Annotated in this window: 19 protein-coding genes; 7 read left to right on the forward strand and 12 right to left on the reverse strand. The window is 72.0% G+C overall.

The window, feature by feature from the left end:
• Window positions 1–60: 60 nt before the first annotated feature.
• From ABZ906_RS14210 to ABZ906_RS14220, 3 genes are read right to left on the reverse strand one after another with little or no spacing between them, the layout of a single operon-like run.
• Window positions 61–1,176, reverse strand: a complete 1,116-nt coding sequence (locus ABZ906_RS14210) for an acetoin dehydrogenase dihydrolipoyllysine-residue acetyltransferase subunit (RefSeq protein ID WP_361381797.1) — start codon at window positions 1,174–1,176, stop codon at window positions 61–63.
• 13 nt (window positions 1,177–1,189) lie between these two features.
• Window positions 1,190–2,203, reverse strand: coding sequence for an alpha-ketoacid dehydrogenase subunit beta (locus ABZ906_RS14215; RefSeq protein WP_361381800.1), 1,014 nt, complete (start codon window positions 2,201–2,203; stop codon window positions 1,190–1,192).
• A gap of 50 nt (window positions 2,204–2,253) precedes the next feature.
• The gene (locus ABZ906_RS14220) at window positions 2,254–3,258 is read right to left on the reverse strand and encodes a thiamine pyrophosphate-dependent dehydrogenase E1 component subunit alpha (protein ID WP_361381803.1); all 1,005 of its coding nucleotides are present in this window, start codon (window positions 3,256–3,258) and stop codon (window positions 2,254–2,256) included.
• Between the two features lie 210 nt (window positions 3,259–3,468).
• Here ABZ906_RS14220 and ABZ906_RS14225 point away from each other — a divergent pair, with 210 nt between their 5' ends.
• Complete coding sequence (locus ABZ906_RS14225) at window positions 3,469–5,370, forward strand: ABC transporter ATP-binding protein (RefSeq protein WP_361383149.1); 1,902 nt, start codon at window positions 3,469–3,471, stop codon at window positions 5,368–5,370.
• A 24-nt stretch (window positions 5,371–5,394) separates the two neighbouring features.
• On the opposite strand, the gene ABZ906_RS14230 is transcribed toward ABZ906_RS14225, so the two are convergent.
• The 4 genes from ABZ906_RS14230 to ABZ906_RS14245 form a co-directional block, all read right to left on the reverse strand.
• A complete protein-coding gene (locus ABZ906_RS14230) occupies window positions 5,395–5,604 on the reverse strand; it encodes a hypothetical protein (RefSeq protein ID WP_361188489.1) in 210 nt (69 codons plus the stop codon).
• A gap of 117 nt (window positions 5,605–5,721) precedes the next feature.
• Window positions 5,722–6,411, reverse strand: a complete 690-nt coding sequence (locus ABZ906_RS14235) for a DUF899 domain-containing protein (RefSeq protein WP_361381806.1) — start codon at window positions 6,409–6,411, stop codon at window positions 5,722–5,724.
• 131 nt (window positions 6,412–6,542) lie between these two features.
• A complete protein-coding gene (locus ABZ906_RS14240) occupies window positions 6,543–7,775 on the reverse strand; it encodes a cytochrome P450 (protein WP_361381809.1) in 1,233 nt (410 codons plus the stop codon).
• Window positions 7,776–7,813: 38 nt separating this feature from the next.
• Window positions 7,814–9,172 (reverse strand): amidohydrolase, encoded by a 1,359-nt coding sequence (locus tag ABZ906_RS14245; RefSeq protein ID WP_361381812.1) that lies wholly within the window; start codon window positions 9,170–9,172, stop codon window positions 7,814–7,816.
• A gap of 106 nt (window positions 9,173–9,278) precedes the next feature.
• Between ABZ906_RS14245 and ABZ906_RS14250 the strand changes: the two genes are divergently transcribed.
• A complete protein-coding gene (locus ABZ906_RS14250) occupies window positions 9,279–10,235 on the forward strand; it encodes an endonuclease/exonuclease/phosphatase family protein (protein WP_361381815.1) in 957 nt (318 codons plus the stop codon).
• A 21-nt stretch (window positions 10,236–10,256) separates the two neighbouring features.
• On the opposite strand, the gene ABZ906_RS14255 is transcribed toward ABZ906_RS14250, so the two are convergent.
• Window positions 10,257–11,318, reverse strand: coding sequence for a phosphatidylinositol-specific phospholipase C domain-containing protein (locus tag ABZ906_RS14255; RefSeq protein ID WP_361381818.1), 1,062 nt, complete (start codon window positions 11,316–11,318; stop codon window positions 10,257–10,259).
• 261 nt (window positions 11,319–11,579) lie between these two features.
• On the opposite strand from ABZ906_RS14255, the gene ABZ906_RS14260 reads away from it, so the two are divergent.
• The gene (locus tag ABZ906_RS14260; protein ID WP_361188501.1) at window positions 11,580–12,065 is read left to right on the forward strand and encodes a DUF3574 domain-containing protein; all 486 of its coding nucleotides are present in this window, start codon (window positions 11,580–11,582) and stop codon (window positions 12,063–12,065) included.
• A gap of 25 nt (window positions 12,066–12,090) precedes the next feature.
• On the opposite strand, the gene ABZ906_RS14265 is transcribed toward ABZ906_RS14260, so the two are convergent.
• Window positions 12,091–13,947, reverse strand: a complete 1,857-nt coding sequence (locus ABZ906_RS14265) for an FUSC family protein (RefSeq protein WP_361381820.1) — start codon at window positions 13,945–13,947, stop codon at window positions 12,091–12,093.
• A 219-nt stretch (window positions 13,948–14,166) separates the two neighbouring features.
• Between ABZ906_RS14265 and ABZ906_RS14270 the strand changes: the two genes are divergently transcribed.
• The 3 genes from ABZ906_RS14270 (at window position 14,167) to ABZ906_RS14280 (ending at window position 16,332) form a co-directional block, all read left to right on the forward strand.
• Window positions 14,167–14,829 carry a type IV toxin-antitoxin system AbiEi family antitoxin gene (locus ABZ906_RS14270; protein ID WP_361381823.1) on the forward strand — a complete coding sequence of 221 codons (663 nt, stop codon included), beginning with the start codon at window positions 14,167–14,169 and terminating at the stop codon, window positions 14,827–14,829.
• Window positions 14,813–15,604, forward strand: a complete 792-nt coding sequence (locus ABZ906_RS14275) for a nucleotidyl transferase AbiEii/AbiGii toxin family protein (protein WP_361381826.1) — start codon at window positions 14,813–14,815, stop codon at window positions 15,602–15,604. Before ABZ906_RS14270 ends, ABZ906_RS14275 begins: the two co-directional genes overlap by 17 nt.
• 116 nt (window positions 15,605–15,720) lie before the next feature.
• Window positions 15,721–16,332 (forward strand): hypothetical protein, encoded by a 612-nt coding sequence (locus tag ABZ906_RS14280; protein WP_361383152.1) that lies wholly within the window; start codon window positions 15,721–15,723, stop codon window positions 16,330–16,332.
• 24 nt (window positions 16,333–16,356) lie between these two features.
• Here the strand turns inward: ABZ906_RS14280 and ABZ906_RS14285 are convergent, their stop codons facing one another.
• The 3 genes from ABZ906_RS14285 to ABZ906_RS14295 form a co-directional block, all read right to left on the reverse strand.
• The gene (locus ABZ906_RS14285; protein WP_361383155.1) at window positions 16,357–18,432 is read right to left on the reverse strand and encodes a restriction endonuclease; all 2,076 of its coding nucleotides are present in this window, start codon (window positions 18,430–18,432) and stop codon (window positions 16,357–16,359) included.
• 158 nt (window positions 18,433–18,590) lie between these two features.
• A complete protein-coding gene (locus ABZ906_RS14290) occupies window positions 18,591–19,820 on the reverse strand; it encodes an SWIM zinc finger family protein (RefSeq protein ID WP_361383158.1) in 1,230 nt (409 codons plus the stop codon).
• A gap of 305 nt (window positions 19,821–20,125) precedes the next feature.
• Entirely contained in the window at window positions 20,126–23,404 is a 3,279-nt protein-coding gene (locus ABZ906_RS14295) for a DEAD/DEAH box helicase (RefSeq protein WP_361381829.1), read from the reverse strand.
• A 204-nt stretch (window positions 23,405–23,608) separates the two neighbouring features.
• Between ABZ906_RS14295 and ABZ906_RS14300 the strand changes: the two genes are divergently transcribed.
• Window positions 23,609–24,565, forward strand: coding sequence for a metallophosphoesterase (locus ABZ906_RS14300; RefSeq protein ID WP_361381832.1), 957 nt, complete (start codon window positions 23,609–23,611; stop codon window positions 24,563–24,565).
• The last annotated feature ends 7 nt before the right edge of the window (window positions 24,566–24,572 follow it).

Consider the following 24,572-nt stretch of genomic DNA (forward strand, 5'->3'; position numbering starts at 1 on the left):
CAGTCCGGAGCGGCGCCCCCGGCCCGGGGCGGCACCCTCCCGCGGGCACCGCCCCGTCCCTCACCCCGCCACGGCAGCCTCCACTGCCGAGACGATCTCCCCCGGCGCCTCCAGCTGCGCCATGTGGCCCACCGCGTCCAGTACGCGCACGTCGGCCCTTCCCTTCAGGGACGCGGCGTTCGACGCCGGGATCACCTGGTCCGCGGCGCCCCACACCGCGACCGTCCGTACGTCCCTCGGCAGCAGGGACAGCACGTCGAGGGCCGATCCGCCGTCCGGAGCCACCAGCGTCGGCAGCAGCGTGCGCAGTGCCGTGCCGACACCGTCCAGGCGCTTGTACTTCAGCAGGTCCTCCACCAGTTGCCGCGTCACGAGCCCCTCGTCGGCGAAGAGCCTGTCCAGATGCGGCCGGAGTTCGCGCCGCGTCCCCGCATCCGCGAAGCCCCGCAGATAGGTGGCGTCCACATCGGGGCCGTAGCCCGCGGGCGCGACCAGCGTCAGGGAGCGGACCCGGTCGGGGACCCGCGCCGCCACCGCCGTGACCACCGCGCCCCCCAGCGAATGCCCCACCAGATGCGCCCGTTCGATGCCGAGCGCGTCGAGGAAGCCGGTGACGACCGTCGCGAGGGAGTCCAGGCTGCCGTCCCCCACGTCCTTGCCCGACTCTCCGTGACCGGGCAGGTCGAGGGCGTAGACCGTGTGCCGCACCGCGAGCGGCTCCTGCACGAAGAGCCAGGAGTTCTTGTCGCCGCCGTACCCGTGCACGAGGACGATCTCCTGCGCGCCGCCGCCCGACGTGGCGTACGCGAGGGCCTTGCCGCCCACCTCCGCGATACCGCTGACCGGGCTGCCCTCGTCCTCGGCGGGCACCCCGCGCGCCAGCTGTTCCCGCGCCTCCGCGGCCACCCGCTCGATCTCGTCCTCGGGGACGTCGGGCCCGGCGATGACCGCGATGACACAGCCGACGGGTGCCTCACCGCCCGCCCGCGCGACGATCCGCCGCAGCACACCGGCCCGTGGCGCCTCAAGGGTGCCCGCGATCTTGTCGGTGTCGATCTCGGCGAGATCGTCACCCTCCGCCACCTCGTCCCCCTCCTCCGCGATCCACGCGGTGATCTTTCCGGTCTTCATGGACAGGCCCCATTTGGGCATGGTGACCCGCTCGACGGACGGCATCCTCACGGGCACCTCACGGCTTCCAGTCGACGACTGACTTCACCGCGGCGGCGACCCGCCCGGCATCCGGTATGTAGAGGTCCTCGAGCGTCGGGCTGAAGGGAACCGGCGTGTGCGGCGCGGTCACCGTCTCGATCGGCGCCCGCAGCGCCCCGAACGCCTCGCGCGCGACGAGCGCCGAGATGTCGGCCGCCATCCCGCAGCGTGGCCCCGCCTCGTCGACCACGACCAGGCGCCCGGTGGCCGCGACGCTCTCCAGGATCGTGTCGGCGTCCAGCGGACTGGTCGTACGGGGGTCGACGATCTCGCAGCTCAGACCGGCAGCTGCCAGGTCGGCGGCCGCTTCGGACGCGACGTTGACCATGCGGCCGATCGCCACGATCGTCACGTCACGGCCCTCCCGCACGATGCCCGCCTCGCCGAAGGGGATCGTGTAGCTCTCGGCGGGGACCTCGCCCACCTCGTCGTACATCGCCTTGTGCTCGCAGAAGATCACCGGATCGTCGTCCCTGATCGCCTGGATCAGAAGTCCCTTCGCGTCGTACGGCGAGGACGGCAGGACGACCTTGAGGCCGGGCACGGCCGTGAACGCCGGATACATGGCCTGCGAGTGCTGGGCCGCGGCCCGCAGACCGGCCCCGTACATGGTGCGGATGACGACGGGTGTGACGGCCTTGCCGCCGAACATGTACCGGAACTTCGCCGCCTGGTTGAAGATCTGGTCGAAGCAAACCCCCATGAAGTCGATGAACATGAGCTCGGCGACCGGGCGCAGTCCGCGCGTCGCGGCGCCGATCGCCGCGCCGATGAACGCCGACTCCGAGATCGGCGTGTCGAGGACCCGGCCGGGGAAGCGCGGGTAGAGCCCCTTCGTCACTCCCAGGACCCCGCCCCAGGCGTCGGCTTCGCCGGGCGCGCCCGCGCCGCCCGCGTTGTCCTCCCCCATGACGACGACCGAGGGATCGCGCTCCATCTCCTGTGCCAGTGCCTCGCCCAGCGCCTCGCGATAGCTGATGCTGCGTGCCACGATCGGCTCCTCTCAGAAGTACGCGCAGAGGTACGCGTCAGAGGTACACGTCAGACGTACGAGATGTAGACGTCGGTCTCCAGGTCCGCGCGGGTGGGCAGGGGCGCGGCCTGCGCCTGCGCGACGGCCTCGTCGATCAGCCGGGCGACCTCGGCGTCGACGGCGTCGAGCTGTGCCGGGGTGAGTTCGTCCGCGACCTGCTCCCGGAAGCGGGTGATGCAGTCGAGTCCGGCGCGGGCGCGGCGCACCTCGTCCGCACGGTACTTCTGCTGGTCGCCCTCGAAGTGGCCGTAGTAGCGGGTCAGCCGCACCTCGATCAGGGTGGGGCCGCCGCCGGTGCGCGCCCGTTCGACCGCCTCGCCCGCCGCCTCGTGCACCGCGAAGAAGTCGAAGCCGTCGACCGTGACGCCGGGCATCCCGAAGGCCGCCGCGCGGGCCGCGATGGAGCCGCCGCCCACGGACCACTCGGCCGATGTGGCTTCCGCGTAGCCGTTGTTCTCGGCGACGAAGACGGCGGGCAGATGCCAGACGGATGCGAGGTTCAGGGATTCCAGGGTGGTGCCCTGGTTGCTGCCGCCGTCACCGAAGAAGGCCACGCCGACGCCGCCGTCCCCGCGCACCTTCGCGGCGAGCGCGGCACCGCAGATGAGGGGCGGCCCGCCGCCGACGATGCCGTTGGCGCCGAGCATCCCCTTGGAGAGGTCGGCGATGTGCATGGAGCCGCCCTTGCCGTGACACGCCCCGGTCGTGCGCCCGTAGATCTCGGCCATCATCGACTTCACGTCGACGTGCTTGGCGATGCAGTGGCCGTGGCCCCGGTGAGTGGAGGCGATGACGTCGCGCTCGTCGTCGAGATGGGCGCACACTCCGGCGGCCGAGGCCTCCTCGCCTGCGTAGAGGTGGACGAAGCCGGGGATGTCGCCGGTCGCGAACTCCTCGTGGAGACGCTCCTCGAAGTCACGGATCGTGCGCATCGTGCGGTACGCGTCAAGGAGCGCGGGGCCGTCGAGGCCGTGCTCGTAGGGGACTTGAGGTGTCCGGAGAGTGCCGCTCACGGAGTAACTCCTTTGCCTGCGCGGGTGCGGAGTTGCCTGCACGGGGTATGGCACTGCGGCCCGGGCGAACCGGCAACAGTTGCCCGGGGTTGCAAGCCGGCACAGGACGTACGCCAGACGCAGAAGGAGAAGCAGACGAACGACAAGCGGAAATACAGCAGAAGGCAGGACAACTACCGCGCACGCAGCAGGACTTCGGACTCGGAGGCGCTGCTCTTCGGCGGCCCCCTGCGCTACGACACGGGCTGGGCCCAGTACGAGGAGGCCTTCCTCCAGCTGGGGTTCCGGTCCATGGTGAAGCGGCTTCCCACGCTGCTCGCCGCCAGCTTCCGGCTCGCCCAGCAGGCCGACCCGCAGGCCGCACGCATCGTCGTCGGCGCCGAGGCGGGCCGCGGCATCGCCCAGGCGGTGAGCCTCCTCGCGGTGAACAGCGTCCTCGGGCATCTGATGACCGACGCGCCGGTGGCGGACCGGCTGCACGGTGCGACGCCCGCCCTGGTCGCGGTGGCGTGCGTACTGTTCCTGGCCGCGCTGCTGCGCGCCGTGTCGACGTACGCGACGGGCCGTCTTGAACCGAAGGTGGAGCGCGTCGCCACCGAGCAGTACCTGGAGAAGGCCGCTTCGGTGGAGCTGTCGGCCATCGAGGACGACGCGTTCCACAAGCTGCTGGACACCGCACAGTACGGAGCCGCGTCCGCCCGCCGCATGATCGGCATCGCCACGCGTGTGATGAACGCACTGATCTCGCTGATCGCGGCGGCGAGCGTCCTCACCGTCCTGCATCCGCTGCTGCTTCCGCTCCTGGTGACGATGGTCTTGCCGAGCGCGTGGAGCGCCCTGACGATCGCCCGGCGCCGTTACGTCTCCTTCCACGCCTGGGTGCAGCACGCCCGCGCGGGGCGCCTCATCGGCAGCCTGCTCACCGAGGCGGGCGCGGCCCCGGAGATCCGGGTGCACGGCGTGGGCCCGTTCCTGCTGCGGCACTTCCGGTCCATGTCGGAGGCCGCGGAGGAGGAGCAGGCCCGCCTGGCGCGGCTCGCCGCCCGTACGGGCCTGATCGCGGCGGCCTGGACGGGCCTCGCCACCGTGGTGACGTATGCGACGCTCGGCGGTCTGCTGCTCGCCGGGGCGATGGCGCTGTCCGTCGCGGGTACCGCCGTCATCGCGATCCGCACCGGCTCCGCCAGCCTCGACACGCTCGTCGTGGAGATCAACTCCCTGCACGAGGACGCCATGTTCGTCGGCGATCTGGAGCGGCTCTTCGTGGAGGCGGAGCAGCGCGCCATCCCGGTCGGCGGCGCCGAACTCCCGCCGGAACCGCGGGAGATACGGTTCGAGAACGTCACCTTCCGCTATCCGGGCACCTCGGGCAGGGACGCGCTCAGCGACATCTCCCTCTCGCTGCCCACCGGGAAGATCGTCGCTCTCGTGGGCGAGAACGGCTCCGGAAAAACCACGCTGGTGAAGCTGCTCGCGGGCCTGTACGCGCCGAAGGACGGCCGGATCCTGTGGGACGACGTCGACGCCGCGACGGCGGACCGGCATCAGCTCGCGGAGCGCATCGCGATGGTCGCGCAGGACTTCAAGCGCTGGCCGTTCACGGCGCGCGTGAACATCGCGATCGGCCGGTCGTCGGTGCCGCTCACGGACGACCGGATCGGCACCTCGGTCGGCGAGGCGGGTGCCGGGGACGTCGTGGCCGATCTGCCGCGCGGGCTCGACACGCTCCTCGCGCGCGCGTTCACCGGCGGGCACGAGCTGTCGGGCGGCCAGTGGCAGCGGCTCGGCATCGCGCGGGCCGCGTACCGGCGCGGCAGCATCCTCGTCGTGGACGAGCCGACGGCGGCGCTCGACGCCCGCGCCGAGCTGGAGGTCTTCGAGAAAATCAGGGCTCTTGCCGGTACGGGCCAGACCGTCGTCCTCATCACCCACCGCCTGGCGTCGGTGCGCCACGCGGACCTCGTCCATGTCCTGGAGGGAGGGCGCCTGGTGGAGTCGGGCACCCCGGACGACCTGCTGCGGACGGGTGGTGTCTACGCGGAGCTCTACGCCTTGCAGGCCGACCAGTTCACGACCGGGGTTCCCTCACCGAACGGGCACGCCGAGCGCTGAGGGAAGGGGCGTTCACCGGGCCGCCTACGCGGCGGCGACTATCTCGGCCAGGTCCGTCACGGCGGTCGCGGCGGGTCCTCCTCGCACGATCACCAGGAAGGCGTCGGACGCGAGGTCCATCACGACCTCCGCCTGCTGCCCCTCCATGCGGCGGGCCTCCGCGAACTTCTCCGCGGGCCACGATCCCCGCGGCCCGCCGGCCGGAAAGCGTTCAAGTACCACTCGGCTGTTCATCATCGTCCTTACTGCTCCCCCGTTGAGAGTCCTCATGGACTCTTTCGGAGTAGAACGCGCCGAGGGTCGGAAAAGACTCGCAACGTGACGCACCTGACACCGGGTTGTGGCGGTTCCTCACATCTCGTACTCGTCGTGGTACCGCAGCCGGGGGCTGCCCGCCGGAGCCCCGAGCCCCGTCGAGCGCCCCTTGGGCTCCTCCCACTCCTCCTGCCGGCCGAGAGCGGTGAGGTCGAAGAGGCTGGAGTACGAGCCCACCCAGTCCAGGCCCCGGTCGTACGTCGAGTACGTGTGGAAGACGCGGTCGCCGTCGCGCAGGAAGCAGCTGAGACCGGGCTGCTCGCGGGTCTCGTCGCCCTCGCCGAGGGTGGCGTCGAAGTCGTGGTTGAAGTCGCTGTCGTACGAGGAGTACCACGGCACCGTCCAGCCCATCCGCGCCTTGAAGGGCAGGATCTTGGTGAAGGGGGCGCGGGAGACGGCGATGAAGTTCGTGCTGCGGGCCCGCAGGTGGGCGAGGTGCCCGATCTGGTCCATGAAGGCCGAGCAGCTGCGGCATCCCGCGTCCCACTCCGGGGCGAACATGAAGTGGTAGACGATGAGTTGGCTGTCCCCGTCGAAGAGGTCGAACAGGGTCGCCTTGCCGTCGGAACCGTCGAACAGGTACTCCTTGTCGATCTCGACCATCGGCAGCCGACGCCGCTCGGCGTTGAGCGCGTCACGCGCCCTGGTCTGCGCCTTCTCCTTGGCGAGCAGTTCCTCGCGCGCGGCGAGCCACTGCGCGCGTGTGACGATGCCGGGAAGTCCCATGGTCCGTCAGTCCCTCCTGCGGACCCGCCCCTCGGATCCGTACTTCTACGAGGGGTGACCTGCGGGATCATCGGAACTCATCGGTCCCGCCGAAGAAACTTCAAAAGAATCCGGGAGAGCCCGGGCGGGCTTCAGAACGTCACCGGGAGCGCGAGCAGTCCGCGCGCCCGCATCGAGGGACGCCACCGCAGCTCCTGCGGCGATACGTCCAGTGCGAGGCGGGGGAAGCGTTCGACGAGCGCGGCCAGTGCGGTCGCCGTCTCCAGGCGGGCCAGGGGTGCGCCGACGCAGTGGTGGATGCCGTGGCCGAGGGCGAGCTGGCCCGTGGTGTCGCGGGTGATGTCCAGGCGGTCGGGGTCGGGGAAGCGGCGCGGGTCGCGGTTGGCGGCCGACGGGGAGAGCAGGACGGTCTCGCCTGCGGGGACGGTGACGCCGCCGATGGTGAGGTCTTCCAGGGGGAAGCGGCGGATGGCGAGCAGGGCGGGGCCTTCGTAGCGGCTGAACTCCTCGACCGCCGCCGGGATCAGAGCCGGGTCCGTGCGCAGGGCAGCGAGCTGTTCGGGGTGCCGCAGGAGTGCGAGGGCCGCGTTGCCGATGAGCTGGACGGTGTTCTCGTATCCGGCGAAGAGGATCAGGAAGGCGAGCGACATCAGCTCGTCCTCGGTGAGCCGGTCCTGGCTTCCCTCGCCTTCGTCCCGTACGGCGATGAGGTCGGACAGCAGGTCGTCGGCGGGCTCCTTGCGCTTCTCCGCGAGGAGTTGCGTGAAGAAGCCGAGCATCGCGACGACGGCCTCCTTCGCGCCTTGGGGCCGCGCGGGGTCGGGCGTGATCAGGGCGTCGGTCCAGGCCCGGAAGTCCGGGCGGTGCCCGGCGGGCACGCCCAGGAGGTCGCAGATGACGGTGATGGGCAGCGGGGCGGCGTACGCGGCGACGAGGTCGGCACGGCCCAACGGCTCGACGGCGTCGAGGAGTTCGTCGGCGGTGCGGCGGATCGGGGCGCGCAGGCTCTCCACCCGGCGTGACGTGAACGCCTTGACGACCAGGCGCCGGATGCGGGTGTGATCGGGCGGGTCCATGTTGAGCAGGTTCGCGTCCAGGGCGGGCGGCAGCGCGAAGCCCCGGTAGCCGCCGGGCAGCGCATGGCTCTTGTCGAGCGAGAGCCGCGGGTCGGCGAGCGCGGCGCGTACGTCGTCGTACCGCGTGACCAGCCAGGCCGGGCTGCCGTCGGGCCCCGCGACCCGGTGCACGGGGGCGGTGTCGCGCAGGCGCGCGTAGGTGCCGTACGGGTCGTCGATGAGGCCGTCGGCGGGGTCCGCGCTGTCGCTGAGGCCGTCGGCGGGGTCCGGGTGCGGGGCGTGTGACATGGCCTCCACCCTAGGCAGCACTCCCGCCCCAGTCGCTGTCAGCCCTCGTAGTCCTGGATGCGCTTTCCGTGGCTGCGGTCGATCAGGGCGGGCAGTTCGGCGTCCAACTCCGCGACGATCTGCGGCACATCGAGGGTGAGCAGCCGCCGGTCGCGCATCAGGATCCGTCCGTCGACGATCGTCGTGGTGACGTCCGACGAGCGCGCGCTGTGCACGAGCGTGGCCGCGAGGTCGTGCACGGGCCGGGTGTGCGGCCCGTCGAGGTCCACGAGGATGATGTCGGCGCGGCGGCCGGGCGCGAGGCTGCCGATCTCGTCGCCGAGGCCGACGGCCGCCGCGCTCTGCAGGGTGGCGTGGTCGAGGGCCTGGCGCGCGGTCAGCCAGGACGGGTCGCTCTGGACGGACTTCTGCACGAGTGCGGTGAGCGTCATGGACTCCCATACGTCCAGGGTGTTGTTGGACGCGGCGCCGTCCGTGGCGAGGCCCACGGGAATGCCGATCTCGCGCAGGGCGCGCACGGGCGTGGTGTCCCAGCCGAACTTGAGGTAGCCGCGCGGCGCGGTCGCCACGGCGATGCGTCCCGTGCCCCGCCGGAGCACCGGCAGGTCGCGGTCGAGGATGCCGGTGCCGTGCGCGATCAGGACGTCGACGTCGAGCAGGCCCGTGCGGTGCAGGATCTCCACGGGGGTGCGGCCGTGGCGCTCCAGGCTGTTGTCGGTCTGGGAGCGGTCCTCGGCGGCGTGCAGATGGACCATCAGTCCGTGTTCGCGGGCGAGTTCGGCGGTCGCGGCGAGGTCGGCGTCGTCGACGGTGTACGGGGCGTGCGGGGCGAGCGAGGTGGTGATGCGGCCGTCCGCGTCGCCGCGCCTTCGCAGCGCGAACTCCAGGGACGCGGCGCGGCCCTCGGGCCCCTGGGAGGAGAAGAAGGCCGCGCCGAGATTGGCGCGCAGACCGCTCTGCGCCACGACGTCGGCGACGGTGTCCATCGCGAAGTAGTGGTCGGCGAAGGTCGTCGTGCCGCCCCGGATCATCTCGGCGCAGGCGAGGCGCGCGCCGAGTCCGACGACGCGCTCGGTCAGGTTGGACTCGATGGGCCAGATCCAGTCGTTGAACCACTCGTGCGCCGGCAGATCCTCGGCGATGCCCCGCAGGGCCACCATCGGCGTGTGCGTATGGCAGTTGATCAGACCGGGCAGGGCCGCCTGGCCGTGTGCGTCGATGCGCTCGGCGGCCGGGAGGTCCGCGACCGCGGGGGTGGTGGTGACGGCGTCGATGCGGCCGTCGCGTACGACGACGGCCGCGTCGTCGAGGAAACCGGCCCGGCCGGCGTCGTGCACGAGGGCCGTGCAGCCCGTGATGACGAGATCGGCGGGGCCGTGCGCGGGAGGCGGCGTCATCTCTTCACGGTACGGGGAGTGCGCATCCCGTGCCCTGTCGCGTCGCCCGTTTCGCGAGCACGCTGACGTCAACCGACCGCCCGCGCGCGAACAGTTGGAGCCCGCCATGCTCCTCGGCACCTGGAACCTGGAGAACCTGTACCGGCCCGGCGGCAAGTTCGGGCCCAAGGACAAGGCCGCGTACGAGGCGAAGCTCGCCTCGCTCGCGGCGACGATCAAGGCACTGAACCCGAGCGTGCTCGGCGTGCAGGAGGTCGGCGACCCGGAGGCGCTGGCGGATCTGGCCGGGATGCTGGAGGGCACCTGGCACACCACGCTCTCGGAGCACGCGGACGAGCGCGGTATCCGGGTCGGCTTCCTCAGTTCGCTCCCGGTGTTCGTCGTGGCCGACGAGAACCGCTTCCCCGCGCCGCTGCGCCCGGTGCAGGGCGACGACACGGGCAAGCCGGCGGACCGGGCGGGGCGCGGGATGCTCGCGGTGACGGTGACGACGCGCGCCTTCTTCTTCGACGTGGCCGTCTGCCATCTGAAGTCGAAGCTCCTCTCGTACCCCGGCGGCCGGTTCCAGCCGCGGGACGAGGGCGAGCGGGCCCGCTTCGGGGCGTACGCGCTGTACCGGCGTTCGGCCGAGGCCGCGCTGCTGCGCTCGGTGGCCGACCGGCTCCTGAAGGGCGACGGCCGCCACCACGACGTCGTGGTGCTGGGCGACCTGAACGACGAGGTGTCGGCGGCGACGACGCAGATCCTGCTCGGCCCGCCGGGCTCGGAGATCGGCACGCCCGGCTTCGAGCATCCGGACAAGGGCGACGCGCAGCGGCTGTGGAACACGGCCCCGCTCATCCCGGCCGAGCAGCGCTACTCCCGTATCCACGCGGGGCGCCGCGAACTGATCGACCACGTCCTGGTGAGCCGCAGCTTCCTGAGCCTGGTCACCGAGGCGGGCACGGGCGTACCCGGCACGGCGGCGACCGCGCTGCCGTCGGTCGGGGACGAGGACCCGGCCGGCCGCCGGAACGCGCCGGGCTCGGACCACGCCCCGGTGTGGATACGGATCGAGCGCTAGCCCGGCGCCGGCCGTGACCGCCTAGCCGCGCGGCACCACCGTCGACAGGACGCCCGGCAGCGGGTACCAGTCCGACGAGACGATGCTGGCGTTGCCTCGTGCGAGCAAGGCGACGCGGTCGCGGGCCTGCGTCTCGGTCGGGTTCACGGAGTCGATCGCCGGGGCGACGTTGTGGGCGTCGGACATGACGACCAGATAGCGCCGGTCGGCGTACCACTTGGTGTCGATGGTGCCGCCCGCGTACTTCGACGCGTCGCCGTCGAACAGCACGAACCAGGGGCGGATCGCCGCGTCCGCGTACCGCCCGCGCGGGTCGCCCGCCTCGGCGCCGAGCACGGCGGGGAAGGCCGCGGCATCGCCGAGGCGTCCGGCAGCCGCGAGGTCGCGCAGGTGCGTGGCGTACTCGCGGTCCGTCCACAGGGTGTCGGCCGGGTTGCCCTGCTCGACGGTGCCGGGGATGAGCTCGACGATGAACTTGCCCGCGAGGTCGCCGCGCCGGGGCCAGCCGTCGCTGCGTACCGCGTCGTCGAGGGTGGCGTGGCCGCCGGTGAGCTGTCCGGGGCGGTAGACGGCGTCGCCGAGCTTGCTCTTGAGGAGGGCGTCGAGGTCGGCGGGCCCGCGTCCGTTCTTCCCCTGGAAGCCGTCCTTGAGCTCCACCTTCAGGAGGATGGGCCGGTGGCCGGGGTGGGCGTCGTGCCAGCTCTTCATGTCCGTGAGGCAGCCCGCGAAGCTCTGGTTGCGGGACTTGGTGCGCAATTCGGCCGCAGTCGCGGCGTTCTCGCAGTTGTTGTCGTTCCCGACCGGGTTGCTGTGCGAGACGCGCCAGCCGCTGCCGAACACATTGGTCCACACGTCGAGTTCGAGCATCCCGGCGCCGGAGTCGAGCGCGTCGGCGAAGTACGGGTACTTCGCCTTCTCGTAGGCGTTGTGGACGCCGACGCCGGTGGTGGCGGCGTACGGCGACTGCGGGGCCGGATCGTCGGCGGCGAGGGAGGTGCCGCTCGCGGGCCCGGCGGCGGTCAGCGCCAGCGATGCCACCGCCGCGACCGCCGTGGCAAGACCTGTTCCTGTACGTGCCCTCATACCGGCCGTCCCCTCCACCGCTGCGGTCAAGTCCCCGGAAACGTATGGGATTTGTGTGTCGGAAGGGAAGACGGCGGCTTACGGGCAGGGAGAGATATCCAGCCGTGCGGCCCTGCGGGAGAGGGCGGGGGACGCGGCGTGTCCGCTACTGTCTGCGCCCGTTATGGATCAACGTACTCAGTGATCCGCACGCCGTAGAAACCGAGCTGCACCCCCGCCGCAGACACCGCTCTGCACCCCCGCTGAAAGGGATCAGCCCTCATGGCCCGCACCCTCCCCCGCGTCTCCCGCACCCGCCTGGCCGTGACCGCGGCCGTCACGGCGGTCCTCGCCGTCGGCGCCCCCGCCGCGTACGCCTCGCTGGACACGGACACGCGCACGCCCGGCACGACCACCACGACGCAGGTGTCGCGCGGCGACGCGTACACGGAGACCCGTCTCCTCTTCGGCACGGAACGCCCCGACGGCGGGCCCGATGTGACGGACAAGCAGTTCATGAAGTTCATCGACGACGAGGTGACGCCGTCGTTCCCCGACGGGCTCACGGTGCAGGACGGCCGCGGCCAGTGGCGGGACTCGAACGGCAAGATCGAGCGTGAGCGTTCGTACGAGCTGATCCTGCTGTATCCGACGTCGCAGGCGCACAAGCGTGACGCGCTGATCGAGGACATCCGCAAGGACTACGTGAAGGAGTACGCGCAGGATTCGGTGGCGCGGCTCGACGACAGGGTGCGGGTGGACTTCTGAGACGCGCCCTTGGCTTCTGGCTCCGTCAGGCCACCGTGGTGAGCTCCGCGAGCAGCGCGTCGATGCGCTCGGCGTGGCGTCGCGGCAGGCGTCCCGTGTCGTCGACGTGCACCGCGCACGCGGTCGTGGTGTCGACGAGGCGTTCGAGGGCGGCCGCCACCTGTTCCGAGCCCGCGGAGTGCTTCGCGAGGGTGGGGAGTTCGGCGGCCGCCAGGTCGATCGCGGTGCGGGCCTCGGCCAGCGTCCGGTAGGCGTCGCGACGCAGGGCCCAGCGGGCGGCGCGGTGCTCGGCGCCCGCGGGGGCTCCGTCGTGGGCGCCGCTCAGGACGTGCCGCAGATAGGCGTGCGCGCAGTCGCGGGCGGCGGAGAGCCGGTCCTGTACGCGGCCGCCGCGCTGCACCGGCCACGGAAGGTGCCCGACGAGCAGGACGATCCCGCAGGCCAGCAGGGTCTCGCCGATCCGTCCCCGGGAGGCCTGCGGCTCCCCGCCCACCATGACGAGGGCGAGGACCAGGACGGTGACGACGGCGGTCTGGGCGGCGAAGTGCCGAGTGGCGACGGGTATCAGCGCACCGCACACGGCGACGACGGCGACGAGCCCGGCGGGCTTCGGCAGCAAGGCGGCGAGCCCCGCGAAGAAGACGGCGCCGATGACGGTGCCCAGGGCGCGGCACAGGACGCGGGAGACCAGCGGCCCGAGGTCGGGCTTGACCAGGAAGACGGCGGTGACGGGGAGCCAGTACCAGTGCGGGTGGTGCAGGGCCTGCGCGACGGCGGCGCTGGCCCCGAAGCAGAGCGCGACGCGCACGCCGTACTCGCGCCCGCCGGGGCCTGCCGCCGTACGCAGTACGTCGAGGGGCCCGCGGCGGCGGCCGTGCGGGGGCCGCGCGGTGCCGCTGTCGAAGGCTTCGGCGGCGTGCAGCAGCGCGTCGTCGAGGGCGCGGAGCCCGGCGCCGGAGCGGGCGGGCGCGGGCAGCGGTCCGCAGGGGACGCCGTCGCGGATGGCGGCGGCGAGACGGCGCGGCCCCTCCCCGGCACGCTCCGGCAGGGGCACTCCGGCCCAGGCGAGCGCGGTCGCCGCCTCGCCGAGGGGCAGGACGGCGAGGTACTGCGCGTGCAGCCGCCGCTCGGCGGCCGAGCCGGCGTGCCGGCGCAGGCGCGGCCCGGAGAGGGCGTCCTGTGCGTGGTCGAGCGCGGCGGTGAGGGCGGCGCGGCGGGCGGTCGCCCGTGGGGTGCCGACGGCGTCGAGCAGCGCGGCGACGGCTTCGTACGCGGCGCGGACGGCGGCACGCTCGCCGTCGAGGCGGTAGGGACGGGCGGCACCGGACGTCGCCCCCGTGCGGGGCGAGGGTGAGAGCGAGGGCGAGGGCGAGGGCAGCAGGAGCCTCAGCAGGATCAGCCACGCGGCTCCGGCGGGGAAGAACAGCGCCAGCTGCCAGCCCGGCTCCGGCAAGGGCATCCCGGCCCCGATGGCGGCGGCGACGAGCAGCTGCGTGCCGCCGGCCGAGGCGACGGGCCCGACGGCACTGAAGGCACCGGCGGCGAGCCCGAGCACGGCGAACAGCAGGGGCAGCAGATACGCCCCGCCCACATGGTCGGCGATATACGCACCGAAGAGCATCCCGCCCGCGCCCGCCAGCGCGGGCAACCCGAGGCGCCGCACGGCGACGCGCCGACCGCCGGGCCGGTCGTTGAACCCGGCGAGCATGGCCCCGAGAGCGGCCACCACCCCGAGGGACACCCGCCCGGCGACCACGCCCGCGCACAGCAACGGCCCCGCGGCAAGGGCACCCCGCACCACGGAGTGCCACGGCACGGGCCCGCGCTGCGTACGCAGGGCATGGCCGAGCCAGGGCGGAAGAGAAGCTGCGCGCGGGATCACCGGACTCACATGCTCCAGTCGTCATCGGAACGGGTACGTACCACCGGACGACATCGGCCTGGGCTTGTGATCAAGCGTAAGGGGTGGTTTGGGAGGGGAAGGGACGGGCGTATTTCCGTGATGTGACGATTTCGCGAACGCGCCCCGATCTTCGCCTCGCGTGCGCCCGCATCCATAGCTACGATGAACGTAGGCTTTAACCCTACGTTGGTGGTACTGATGACGAAGAGGACGGCGATCGGCCTCCCTCCTGAGCTGGCCCGCAGGACGAACCTCGTACTGCGCCCGAGGGACGCGGCGGACGTATACGCCCACCCGCGCCCCGAGATGGCACGCCTGGTCAAGACGGGGGCCGCGCGCAACGTGGCCACCGGCTACTACCTCCTCGTGCCCGGCCGCCATCTCGGCGACGACACTTGGCGCCCCGACCTCCACGCGGTGGGGCTCGGCATCGGGCGGGCCGACTACGGCCAGGACGGCGCGGCCCTGATGGGCGTCGGGGCGGCCCGGCAGTTCGGGGCGGTGCCGCGCGAGATCGCCGTGACCTTCGTCGCCGTGCCGAAGCAGCGCCCGCCGCTGGAGACGGAGTTCGGGAAGGTCGTCTTCGTCCGCAGGGATGTGGCGGGCCTGGACCTGGAACGCATCGAGACCGAGGTGACCCCCGGGTGGGTGACCACTCCCGAGCAGACCCTCCTCGACCTGGCGGCCCGCCCTGCCCTCGGCGGACTGCCCGCCGAAGCGATCACCGAGGCACTGCGCGCGCTGTGGCTGCGCGCCGACACGGACCTGCTGGCCGAACTGGCGGCCGGGCAGCGCAAGACGGCCGCTCTGCAGAGGGCGCGGCACCTGATCGAGGGGGACCCGGATGCTGGACCGGAGTGATCTCACGCGCGTCGGCGCGGAGTACGGCGCGGCCGGGCAGCAGGTGCGCCGCGATCACCTGATCAGTCACGTGCTGCGGGCGCTGGCATCGCTGGATCTGCCGGTGGTGTTCTTCGGCGGTACCGCCCTCGCGCGCACGCATCTCACGACCGCGGAGTCCGGCGGCCGGCTCTCCGAGGACATTGATCTGTTCACGGACGACCGCCCGGCGGTCGCCGCCGCCCTGGACTCTGCCATCCCCCGCATGCTGCGACGTGAGTTCCCCCGTTCCCGGTGGGAGCCCGCGCTCACCGGCGTGCGCGGGGTGGATCCCGCCCAGTTGGTGACCGACGACGGCCTGCGCCTGCGCGTCCAGCTCCTCGCCATGAACACGGGCCACTCCGACTGGAAGCGCTGGCCGACCGAGCGGCGCGAGGTCGAACTGCGCTATCGCGATGTCCGGGGCCCCGCCGTGCTGACGGTGCCGACGCTGTCCGCGTTCGTCGCCATGAAGGTGTCCGCGTACGGCGACCGCCACGCACCGCGTGATCTGTTCGACCTATGGGCGCTGGCGAGGTCGGGTTCCATCGGCGCCGACGCGGCGGAACTCATGCGCGCGGCCACCGGAACGGCTCCCGCGCCGCACATGTTCGCCTCGCTGCCGGACATGGAGTGGGAAGCCCAACTCGCCCACCAGACGGGCAACCTGCCGTCGCCGGAGGAATGCCTCGACGCGGTCCGGACCGCCTTCGCGAAGGCACTCGCCTGGCCGGAGCCGTACGACCCCTTCGCCTGACCGGTTCTGCCCGGCGTCCGCCGGTCCGCCGGTCCGGCCACAGGGTGGATCATGGCACCGTGGAGAAGCGAACGAACAGAGCAGCCGCAGCCGAGCGGACAGCCCCTGAGCCGGACCTGGAGAGGGAGCCGGAGCCGGAGCCGGAACTCCCCACCTACCAACAGAAGTTGCGGGCACGGCTTCTCGACGCTCCCGTGGTACCGGCGCCCGCCCCCTGGGTGCGCGTCGCTTACACCCCCGTCGGCGGACTCCTCGGAATCGGCTTCGCCTCGCATCCCGAGGACGGCCGCGATCTGGTCCTGGTCGTCTCGCACGACGGTCACGGCCTCTTCGACGCCGTCACCGGGGAGAAGATCGCCAGGGACCGCGACCCCGACCCCGACGACGGCGTCCCGGACGCGGTCTCCGATCTGTCCTGCCCCGGTCTCGGGCCGATCAGTGGCACCCGCGTGGCCATCGCGGGCCTGTTCGGCGGAGGGCTCCACACCACCACCGCGGACGGTTGGACCCTGGAGGCCGTCACCCCGGCCTGGCCCAACGACCGGGTCCTGCTCTCCACCGACGGCGGCCTGCCCCACTCCGGCCCGCACGGAGAACAGTGGTGGCACATCTTCCACGCCGACTACTCCGAACTCCGAGCCTCCGGCTTCTCCCCCTCCGGAACAACCATCGCCGTCGCGACGAGCAGCGACATCTCACTGTGGACGCGGGGGGCTGCCCGAGGCTGAGGCCGCGCTGCGGCCCGGGCCGGTCTACTCCACCTCGATGCCGTAGTCCTGGACGAGTTCTTCCAGGCCGCCCCTGTAGCCCTTGCCGCCGAGGACGAACTCCCAGTCCCCGCTGGCCCTTCGGCGGAACGACCCGAGTACCAAGGCGGTCTCGAGCGGTCGCCCGTCGGAGACTTCGAGCCGTCCCAGCTCCGACATCACCGGGTCGAGCAGCCGGATGCACGCATCCGTGAAACCCGAGAGATCCGCGTCCGGGTTGACCTCCGGATCGATGGCCGCCACCAGCACGAACCGATCCGCCTCCGCCGGCAGCCCGTCGAAGGCGACACAGATCGCGGCCTTGTCGGGGGCCGTCGCGGGAAGAGCACGCACAGAGCCGTCGGGGGTCTGCGGATTGTTGAAGAAGACGAAGTGATCGTCGCTGAGGACGCGATTGCCGTGGCAGACGAGCGCACACACGTCCAAGGCGACGTTTCCGGTCCACGACATTCCCAGGACGTTGTAGTCGTCGGGGAGCCGGGTGCTCGGGTCCGGCTGGGCCGGCTGGGCCGGCTGCGGTGATGCTTGCCGACCGCCCTCCCCCTCGCCCAATCGGCCACGCAGTCCGTGACGATGCAGCAGGTCGACGAGTTCGGTGCCCGAGATGAGCTCCAGCGGCTTGCCGTTGGCGAAGGTGTGCGAACCGGGGCCGAACCCCGACGTCGTCACCAGGACGCCTTTGTTGGCGCCGGCGCCCTGCGCGGTCCCGTACAAGTCGCGCACGGCGGTGGGCGGCACCGTGTTGCGATAGCGCTTCACCTGGACGACGATCTTGCCGCCACGGATCGGTGTCGGATCCAGCGCGTCGACGTCCACACCTCCATCGCTTGAACGCTGGGTCGTCACGGCCTGCATTCCCATGGCCCGGAAGAGGTCCGCGACGAGATTCTCGAATTCCACCGGGTCCATGTCGTAAAGATCCGGCTCCTCGTCGCTGCCGTGCGCGACCACGCGGTTTCCGACTTCTTGTGGCCTGCGGCTCGGCCGAACCGGTGTGAGTTGGTCCGGCCTGGTCGATACCTGGCCTCTCAGCGCGCCGGTCAGGCAACTACCGGCATCCACCTGCGCCAAGTGCAGCTCACGGAACGAAGAGCGCGAGGCCATGACCGTGGCAAGGAAGATGTGGCCCGGCCGGCCGGTCGCGGGGTCATGTCCGTCGACGAATCCGTTGAGGGCCACCGACTCCAGCGCGCCCTGTTCGTCCGCGGCGAAGAGCTCGTGCAGGACGAGCAACATGCACTGCGCGAGAACCTCCTTGTACAGGGCCCGACGCTGGCTTTCCGGGCGGGCGGTCTCCTTGTCCTGGTCGGTCCCGGACATGTATCGGACGGACTTGACCGCGGGGACGATGTCGTAGGCGGGCAGCTCCCAGTCGAGCACCAGCTGTCGGGCGGCGGAGTCGTACGCCGCTGCTATCTGTCGCGGGAAGTCTTCGGGCCAGGCCGTCGAGGCGTAGAGAGCGGCGGAGAAGTACTCGACCGCGGAATCGGGATCCCGGCGCCGTACGCCTTCGGATATCGCGGACACTCCGGCGTTGTGCTCACGTACCTCGGTCAGCTGGGCGTCGGCCCATTGCTGGTACTCCCGCTGATACGAATCCAGCTGCCGCCGGCGGTGAGCCTCCGCTGCCTGTGCGGCCTGTAAGTCCCGCTCGAAACGCGCCCGCGCCTCGGCCTGTGCATGGGCCCGGCGACTCGCGGTCCAACCACTGGTCGCCTGATATTGGTCGGCATCCGGCATGGGGACCGGCTGCGCCAACGGACCCGGAGCGAAAGGCTGGACGTCTTCGGCCCGCATGAGTGAGGACGCCCTGAAAGCCGGAGCCTCGCATCCTGCGGCCAGCAGGCTTTGCAGGGTGGCGATTACCGCGTCCAGTTCCTCTGTGCGACGTAACGCCTCCGCCTGCCTGTATTCGCGGTGGCTCTGCGCCGCTCGTCGTTGGTAGGCACGGGCTTGCTGAGCGGCTTGTCTCCGCTGTCTGGCTTCGGCTTCCGACTGGCGCTGCTGCTGCCGTTGTACCTCAGCCCACACGCCGACAAAGCCGGTTGAACGACGACTCATTTGCTGCTGGCCCTCCCCAAGGACGTTGGCAGCCGAAAGACACTTCGGTTGTCCCCACAACCAACTGCCCCAAGACGACTTTAGCCAGCAAATGCCGTCACGCATATGCATTCGTCAAAGGCTGGGATTCGTGCGCGGCGAAGGCCCGACGGGCAGCTTCAGGAACCGATCATCCCTGTGGCCGCGCCCACCGGGTCCGTGTCCGCTTCTCCCTCCGGCCACCAGTCGTTGCGGCCCGGATCGCTGCGGTACGGGTACCAGCGGGCGTCTCTGCCGTAGCGGAGTTGGAGGGAGCCGGGGGTGTTCGTGAGGTGGTTGTGGTGGATGGTCATGCGGGGGAGATCTGCTGCGATGAGGGCGCCCCGGGCTCGGTCGAAGGGGCCTGCCGGGGGGTCCCAGGGGGATTCGAGGACCGCGAGGCCTTCCTCGCCGCCCTGGCGCCAGGCCGCCGCGGCGCGGGCGAGGTCGGCGGGGGTGTGGCCCACCGCCTCGGCGAGCTCGGCGAACTGGCGGCTGAAGCTGCGGCGGCCCGTGAGGCCGGGGTGCGATGCGGCGAGGCGGACCGCGTCGCGCCAGGGGTCGGCGGCGGGGAAGGGGTCCGCGCCGGTGGCGAGGTACGCGTGGGCCCGGCTCGCCGTGTCCGTGGCCAGGAACTCCAGGGACGTGGGGTCCGGGGCGCCGGGGACGGACGGGAGCAGCGGGGGCTCGCCCGGGTGGGCGGGGAGTGGGAGCGGGGGCGGGAGCGGCGGGCGGTACGTCGTGGACAGGACGTCCCTGGCCAGGGTTCCGGGGAGGGCCGCGGCGCTCTCGCCGTGCGTGGTGGCGGCTTGTTCGCGGGCCGCTTGGTGCGCGTTGCGCTGGGCCAGTTCGTCGAGGAGCGCCTGCTCGTCGCCGCCGCGCAGGAGAAGGAGTACGAAGGGGTCGGCGTCGAGGAGTCTGGCCGTCTGGTAGGTGAGCGCCGCCGCGTGCTTGCAGGGGCGGCCGTGGTCCGGGCAGGTGCAGGACGGTACCAAGTCGCCTGGTCCTGGGAGGAGTTGGACCCCGGAGCGTTCCGCCGCGTCCACCAGCGCGTGCGGCATGTCCTTGTCCAGGAGCGCCGCGATGTGCGCCGGTTCCGTGGCCACCGCGTCCAGGAAGTTGTTCCAGTCCTCCGGGGTGAGGGTGCGCATGCGGATCTCGGCACGGTACGGGCGGGGCCTGCTGCCGTGCACGTACGCCACGATGCGGCCCGGTGCGACCGTGATGGTGTCGACGTGCCCCTCACGGGCGTAGGCCCGCCCGCGGGCAAGGCGCCCCGCGTCGAGCGATGTCCCCTCCAGCGCACCGATCCAGGCGTTGCCCCACCAGGAGGTGGCGAACGGGGCATGGGGGTCGGGGTGCTGCGGCAGCGGCGGAAAGACGCGCCCACCGCCGGTGGCGCGACTGAGGGCGACCTTTCCGGGACGGTCGACCCGGCTGCCCGCAGCCTTGCCGGTGCGGGCGGGGCGGCTGGCGGGGTTCCTATCGGTGCGGGCGGGGCGGCTGGCGGGGTTCCCATCGGTGCGGGCGGGGCGGCTGGCGGGGTTCCCATCGGTGCGGGCGGGGCGGCTGGCGGGGTTCCCATCGGTACGGCCTGCGCGGCTGCCGTCTCTCGGCTCGGTACCGCCGGCGCCGACACCACCGCTGCCGCCGCCCTCGCCAGGGCGCCCGCCCCTCACGACACCCTCCGCAATGACACCAGGTCCGCCAGCTCCGCGTCCGAGAGTTCCGTGAATGCCGACTCGCCGCCCTCGCCCAGGACCGCGTCCGCCAACGCCTGCTTCGCCGCGAGGAGTTCGGCGATGCGGTCCTCCACCGTGCCCTCCGTGATCAGGCGGTGGACCTGGACCGGCTGGGTCTGGCCGATGCGGTAGGCGCGGTCCGTGGCCTGCTCCTCCACCGCCGGGTTCCACCAGCGGTCGTAGTGGATGACATGACCCGCCCTGGTGAGGTTCAGGCCCGTGCCCGCCGCCTTGAGGGACAGGAGGAAGACCGGCGCCTCGCCCGACTGGAAGCGGTCCACCATCTCCTCCCTGCGCCGCACCGGCGTACCACCGTGCAGGAGCTGGGTGCCGATGCCGCGTGCGGCGAGGTGTGATTCCAGGAGGCGGGCCATCTCCACGTACTGCGTGAAGACCAAGACCGCGCCGTCCTCCGCCAGGATCGTGTCGAGCAGTTCGTCGAGGAGTTCCAGTTTCCCCGAGCGGGAGCGACCCCCTCGGCCCCCGCGGCCCCCCGCACTCCCGCGCCCCACGATCTCGCCGTCCTTCAAGTACTGCGCCGGGTGGTTGCAGATCTGCTTCAGGGCCATGAGCAGCTTCATGACCAGGCCCCTGCGCGCGATACCCTCGGACGCCTCGATGCGCGCGAGCGTCTCGCGTACGACCGCTTCGTAGAGCGAGGCCTGTTCGCGGGTGAGCGTCACCGGGTGGTCCGTCTCGGTCTTCGGGGGGAGTTCGGGGGCGATTCCCGGGTCGGACTTCTTGCGGCGCAGAAGGAAGGGGCGGACCAGGCGGGCGAGGCGCGCCATCGCCTCGTCATCCTCGCCGCCCTCCACGACACGGGCGTGGCGCGCGCGGAAGGATTTCAGCGGGCCGAGCAGGCCCGGCGTCGTCCAGTCCAGCAGCGCCCAGAGCTCGGAGAGGTTGTTCTCGACGGGGGTGCCGGTGAGCGCCACCCGCGCCGCGGAGGGAATCGTGCGCAGCGCCTTCGCCGTCGCCGCGTGCGGATTCTTGACGTGCTGGGCCTCGTCCGCCACCACCAACCCCCAGGGCTGGGCGGCCAGTTCGGACGCGCTCGTACGCATCGTGCCGTACGTCGTCAGGACGAAGCCGCCCGTCAGGTCACCGTCGAGGCTGCGGCCCGTCCCGTGGAAGCGGCGCACCGGAACTCCGGGCGCGAACCGCTCGATCTCCCGCTGCCAGTTGCCCAGCAGCGAGGCCGGGCAGACCACGAGCGTCGGTTCGGGGCGGGCCCGGTGAAGGTGGAGGGCGATCAGGGTGACGGTCTTGCCGAGGCCCATGTCGTCGGCGAGGCAGCCGCCGAGGCCGAGCGAGGTCATCCGGTCGAGCCAGGCCAGGCCCCTGAGCTGGTAGTCGCGGAGGGTGGCGGCGAGCGCGGGCGGCGGGGCGACGGGGCGGAGGTCGTCGGTCAGGCGCTCGCGGAGGCGGGCCAGGGCGCCGGTCGGGACCGCCTCGACCCGCTCGCCCTCCACCTCCGCCGCACCCGTCAGCGCGACGGACAGCGCGTCCACCGGGTCCAGGAGACCCAGGTCCCGCTTGCGCGCCTTGCGTACGAGTTCGGGGTCGACCAGGACCCACTGGTCACGCAGGCGTACGACCGGGCGGTGCGCCTCCGCCAGGATGTCCATCTCCGCCTCGGTGAGGGGTCCCTCTTCCCCGTCACCCGTTCCGTCACCGGGACCGAGCGCCAACTGCCAGCGGAACTCAAGGAGTTGCTCGGTCTTGAAGAAGTCGAAGTTGTCGGCCGCCGTGCCGGGCGCGGGGCGCACGACGGCGGTCGCCGTGAGGCCGCGCGTCAGCTCGCGGGGCCAGTGCACGGCCACGCCCGCCGCGCCAAGGCGGGTCGCCGCGACGCCGAGGAGTTCGTACAACTCGCTCTCGCTCAGCGGCAGTACGTCGGGAACAGGCCGCTCCAGGAGGCGGGCGAGCGGCTGCCACACGCGGGCCGCGCGCCGCACGGCGAGGAGTGTGTCGATACGGGCGCGGGGGCCGAAGTGATCGGCTCCGGACCAGAGTTGGGCGGCGTCCGCGACGAGGGTGGGGTCGGCGAGGCTGTGCACCTGCACGACGGCCGCCGCCGGGCTCGCCATGCTCTCCTGCGGGCCGTCCATGCCCGCGTGGTCGCCGGACGCCGTATCGGGTACGTCGCCCGAGCCTCCCTCGAACACCTCGTGCGCCTGGAGATCGAGCCGCAGCGACACCCGCACCCCGGCGTCCATCCCGGCCGCGACCTCCGCGGCCCACTCCCGCGCGTGCGGCAGCCGCTGCGGCTCCCGTGCGGCGAAGGGGGCGCCGACCGCGTGCGCCGCGGCGGGCGTGCGCGGCAGGGTGTCCACCACCGCGTCGACGAAGGCCCTGACCAGGGCGAACGGCTCGGGAAGCAGGAGGGGCCTGCTGCCGGGCAGCGGTACGGCGTGGGCCTCCGCGGGCAGCGCGGCGGCGATCCCCCGCAGCTGCGTCACGTCGGCGGCGTCCAGCGGCCCCGCCCGCCACGCGTCCAGGTCACCGCCGGTCAGACCGGGCAGCAGCCTGCCCCGCGCGGCGAGGTGCAGGGCGTGCCGGACGGCGGCGGCCCAGCAGGCCACCGCGGGGTGCACGGGGAGTGCGGGGCGCGCGGGGTGCGGAGGGCGCGCGGGGTGCGCGGGGTGCGCGGGGTGCGCGGGCCCGGCGGCGCGCAGCAGGAGCGCGGCGGCTTCGGCCACGGGCAGGATCAGCGCGGGGACGGTACGCGTACGCACACCCTTGCCGTGCGGGCGTACGACGGCGATCTCACCCTCGTACGCACCGGGCAGCCCGCCGTCGCCGGACAGCTCACCCCCGCCCGGCGACTCACCCCCGCCCGGCAGCTCACCCTCGCCCGGCGACTCGCCCCCGCCCGGCAGCTCACCCCCGCCGGACGACTCGCCCCCGCCCGGCAGCTCACCCCCGCCGGGCCACTCACCCTCACCGGGCAGCCCGCCCTCGCCGACCCCAGATCCGGACTCGGACCCGGACTCGGACTCGGCCCCCGCCCCGCCCCGAGTGCGAGCCCCGCCCCCCGAAAGCCCGGCAGGCAGCCTCCCCTCCGGCGCCCAGAACGCGATCCGCCCCTCCCTCGGCACCTCGGCCGGAAGGAAGACGGCGGCGCAGGAACGCAGGAGCTCGCCGAGCAGCCCCGCGGGAGGCAGGGGCGCGGCGGCGGCATCAGCACGCGCGGCAGCAGCCGTCGTCACGTTCACCACCTCGCTCACCCTCGGTCACTCGCACGTCATTCCCGCACGCCAGCCTAGGCCAGCTGTCCCGGGGCGAAAGCTGGTAGGAAACTTTCCTAACAATAGTTCGCCCAAAGGATTGACGCGCTCATGCCACGCCGACAAGATGCCTGCGAATGGCCTCCGCGCCGCTCACGGCCCCCCACGCCGATCTAGGAGACGGACATGCCGCCCACCCCCCGCGCCATGAAATCCCGCACCGCAAAGACCCGCCTGGCCATCCCCCTGGCAGCAGGCGCGTCCCTCGCCCTCGTCGGCGGGGTCCTCCTCTGGTCCCCGGCCGGCGAGGCCGACGCCACACCGAACGGCACGGACACGAAGGCCGCCTTCACCGCGGTGGCCGCAGGTGACATCGCCGAACAGTGCACCTCGGACGACAGCGACTGCGTCCATCCGAAGACCGCCGCGCTCGTCGAGAAGCTCGACCCGTCCTTCGTCATGACGATGGGCGACAACCAGTACGACGACGCCCGGCTGCGGGACTTCGAGGACTACTACGACACCAGCTGGGGCGCGTTCAAGGACAAGACGCGCCCGGTGCCGGGCAACCACGAGACGTACGACCCGGCGGGCGCCCTCAAGGGCTACAAGTCCTACTTCGGCAGCATCGCGTACCCCAAGGGCGAGAGCTACTACAGCTTCGACCAGGACAACTGGCACTTCATCGCCCTCGACTCCAACAGCTTCGACGACAAGGAGCAGATCGACTGGCTCAAGGCCGACCTCGCCGCCAACTCCAAGAAGTGCGTGGCCGCCTACTGGCACCATCCCCTCTTCTCCTCGGGCGAGCACGGCAACGACCCGGTCAGCAGGCCCGTCTGGAAGCTCCTTTACGCCAACAAGGCCGAGCTGGTCATGAACGGCCACGACCACCACTACGAGCGGTTCGCACCGCAGAACCCGGACGGCAAGGCCGACGCCAACGGCATCGTGGAGCTGCTCGGCGGCATGGGCGGCGCCAACCCGTACAAGATCGAGGAAGTCCAGCCCAACAGCGAGAAGCGGCTCACCAAGAAGTTCGGCGTGGTGAAGCTGGACTTCACCGACACCGGCTTCTCCTGGAACCTCGTCGGCACGGACGGCGCGACGAAGGACAGCAGCCCGTCCTACAAGTGCCGTTGAACCGCCG

This window comes from Streptomyces sp. NPDC046925 (assembly GCF_040644915.1).
In the GTDB taxonomy this organism is placed as follows: domain Bacteria; phylum Actinomycetota; class Actinomycetes; order Streptomycetales; family Streptomycetaceae; genus Streptomyces.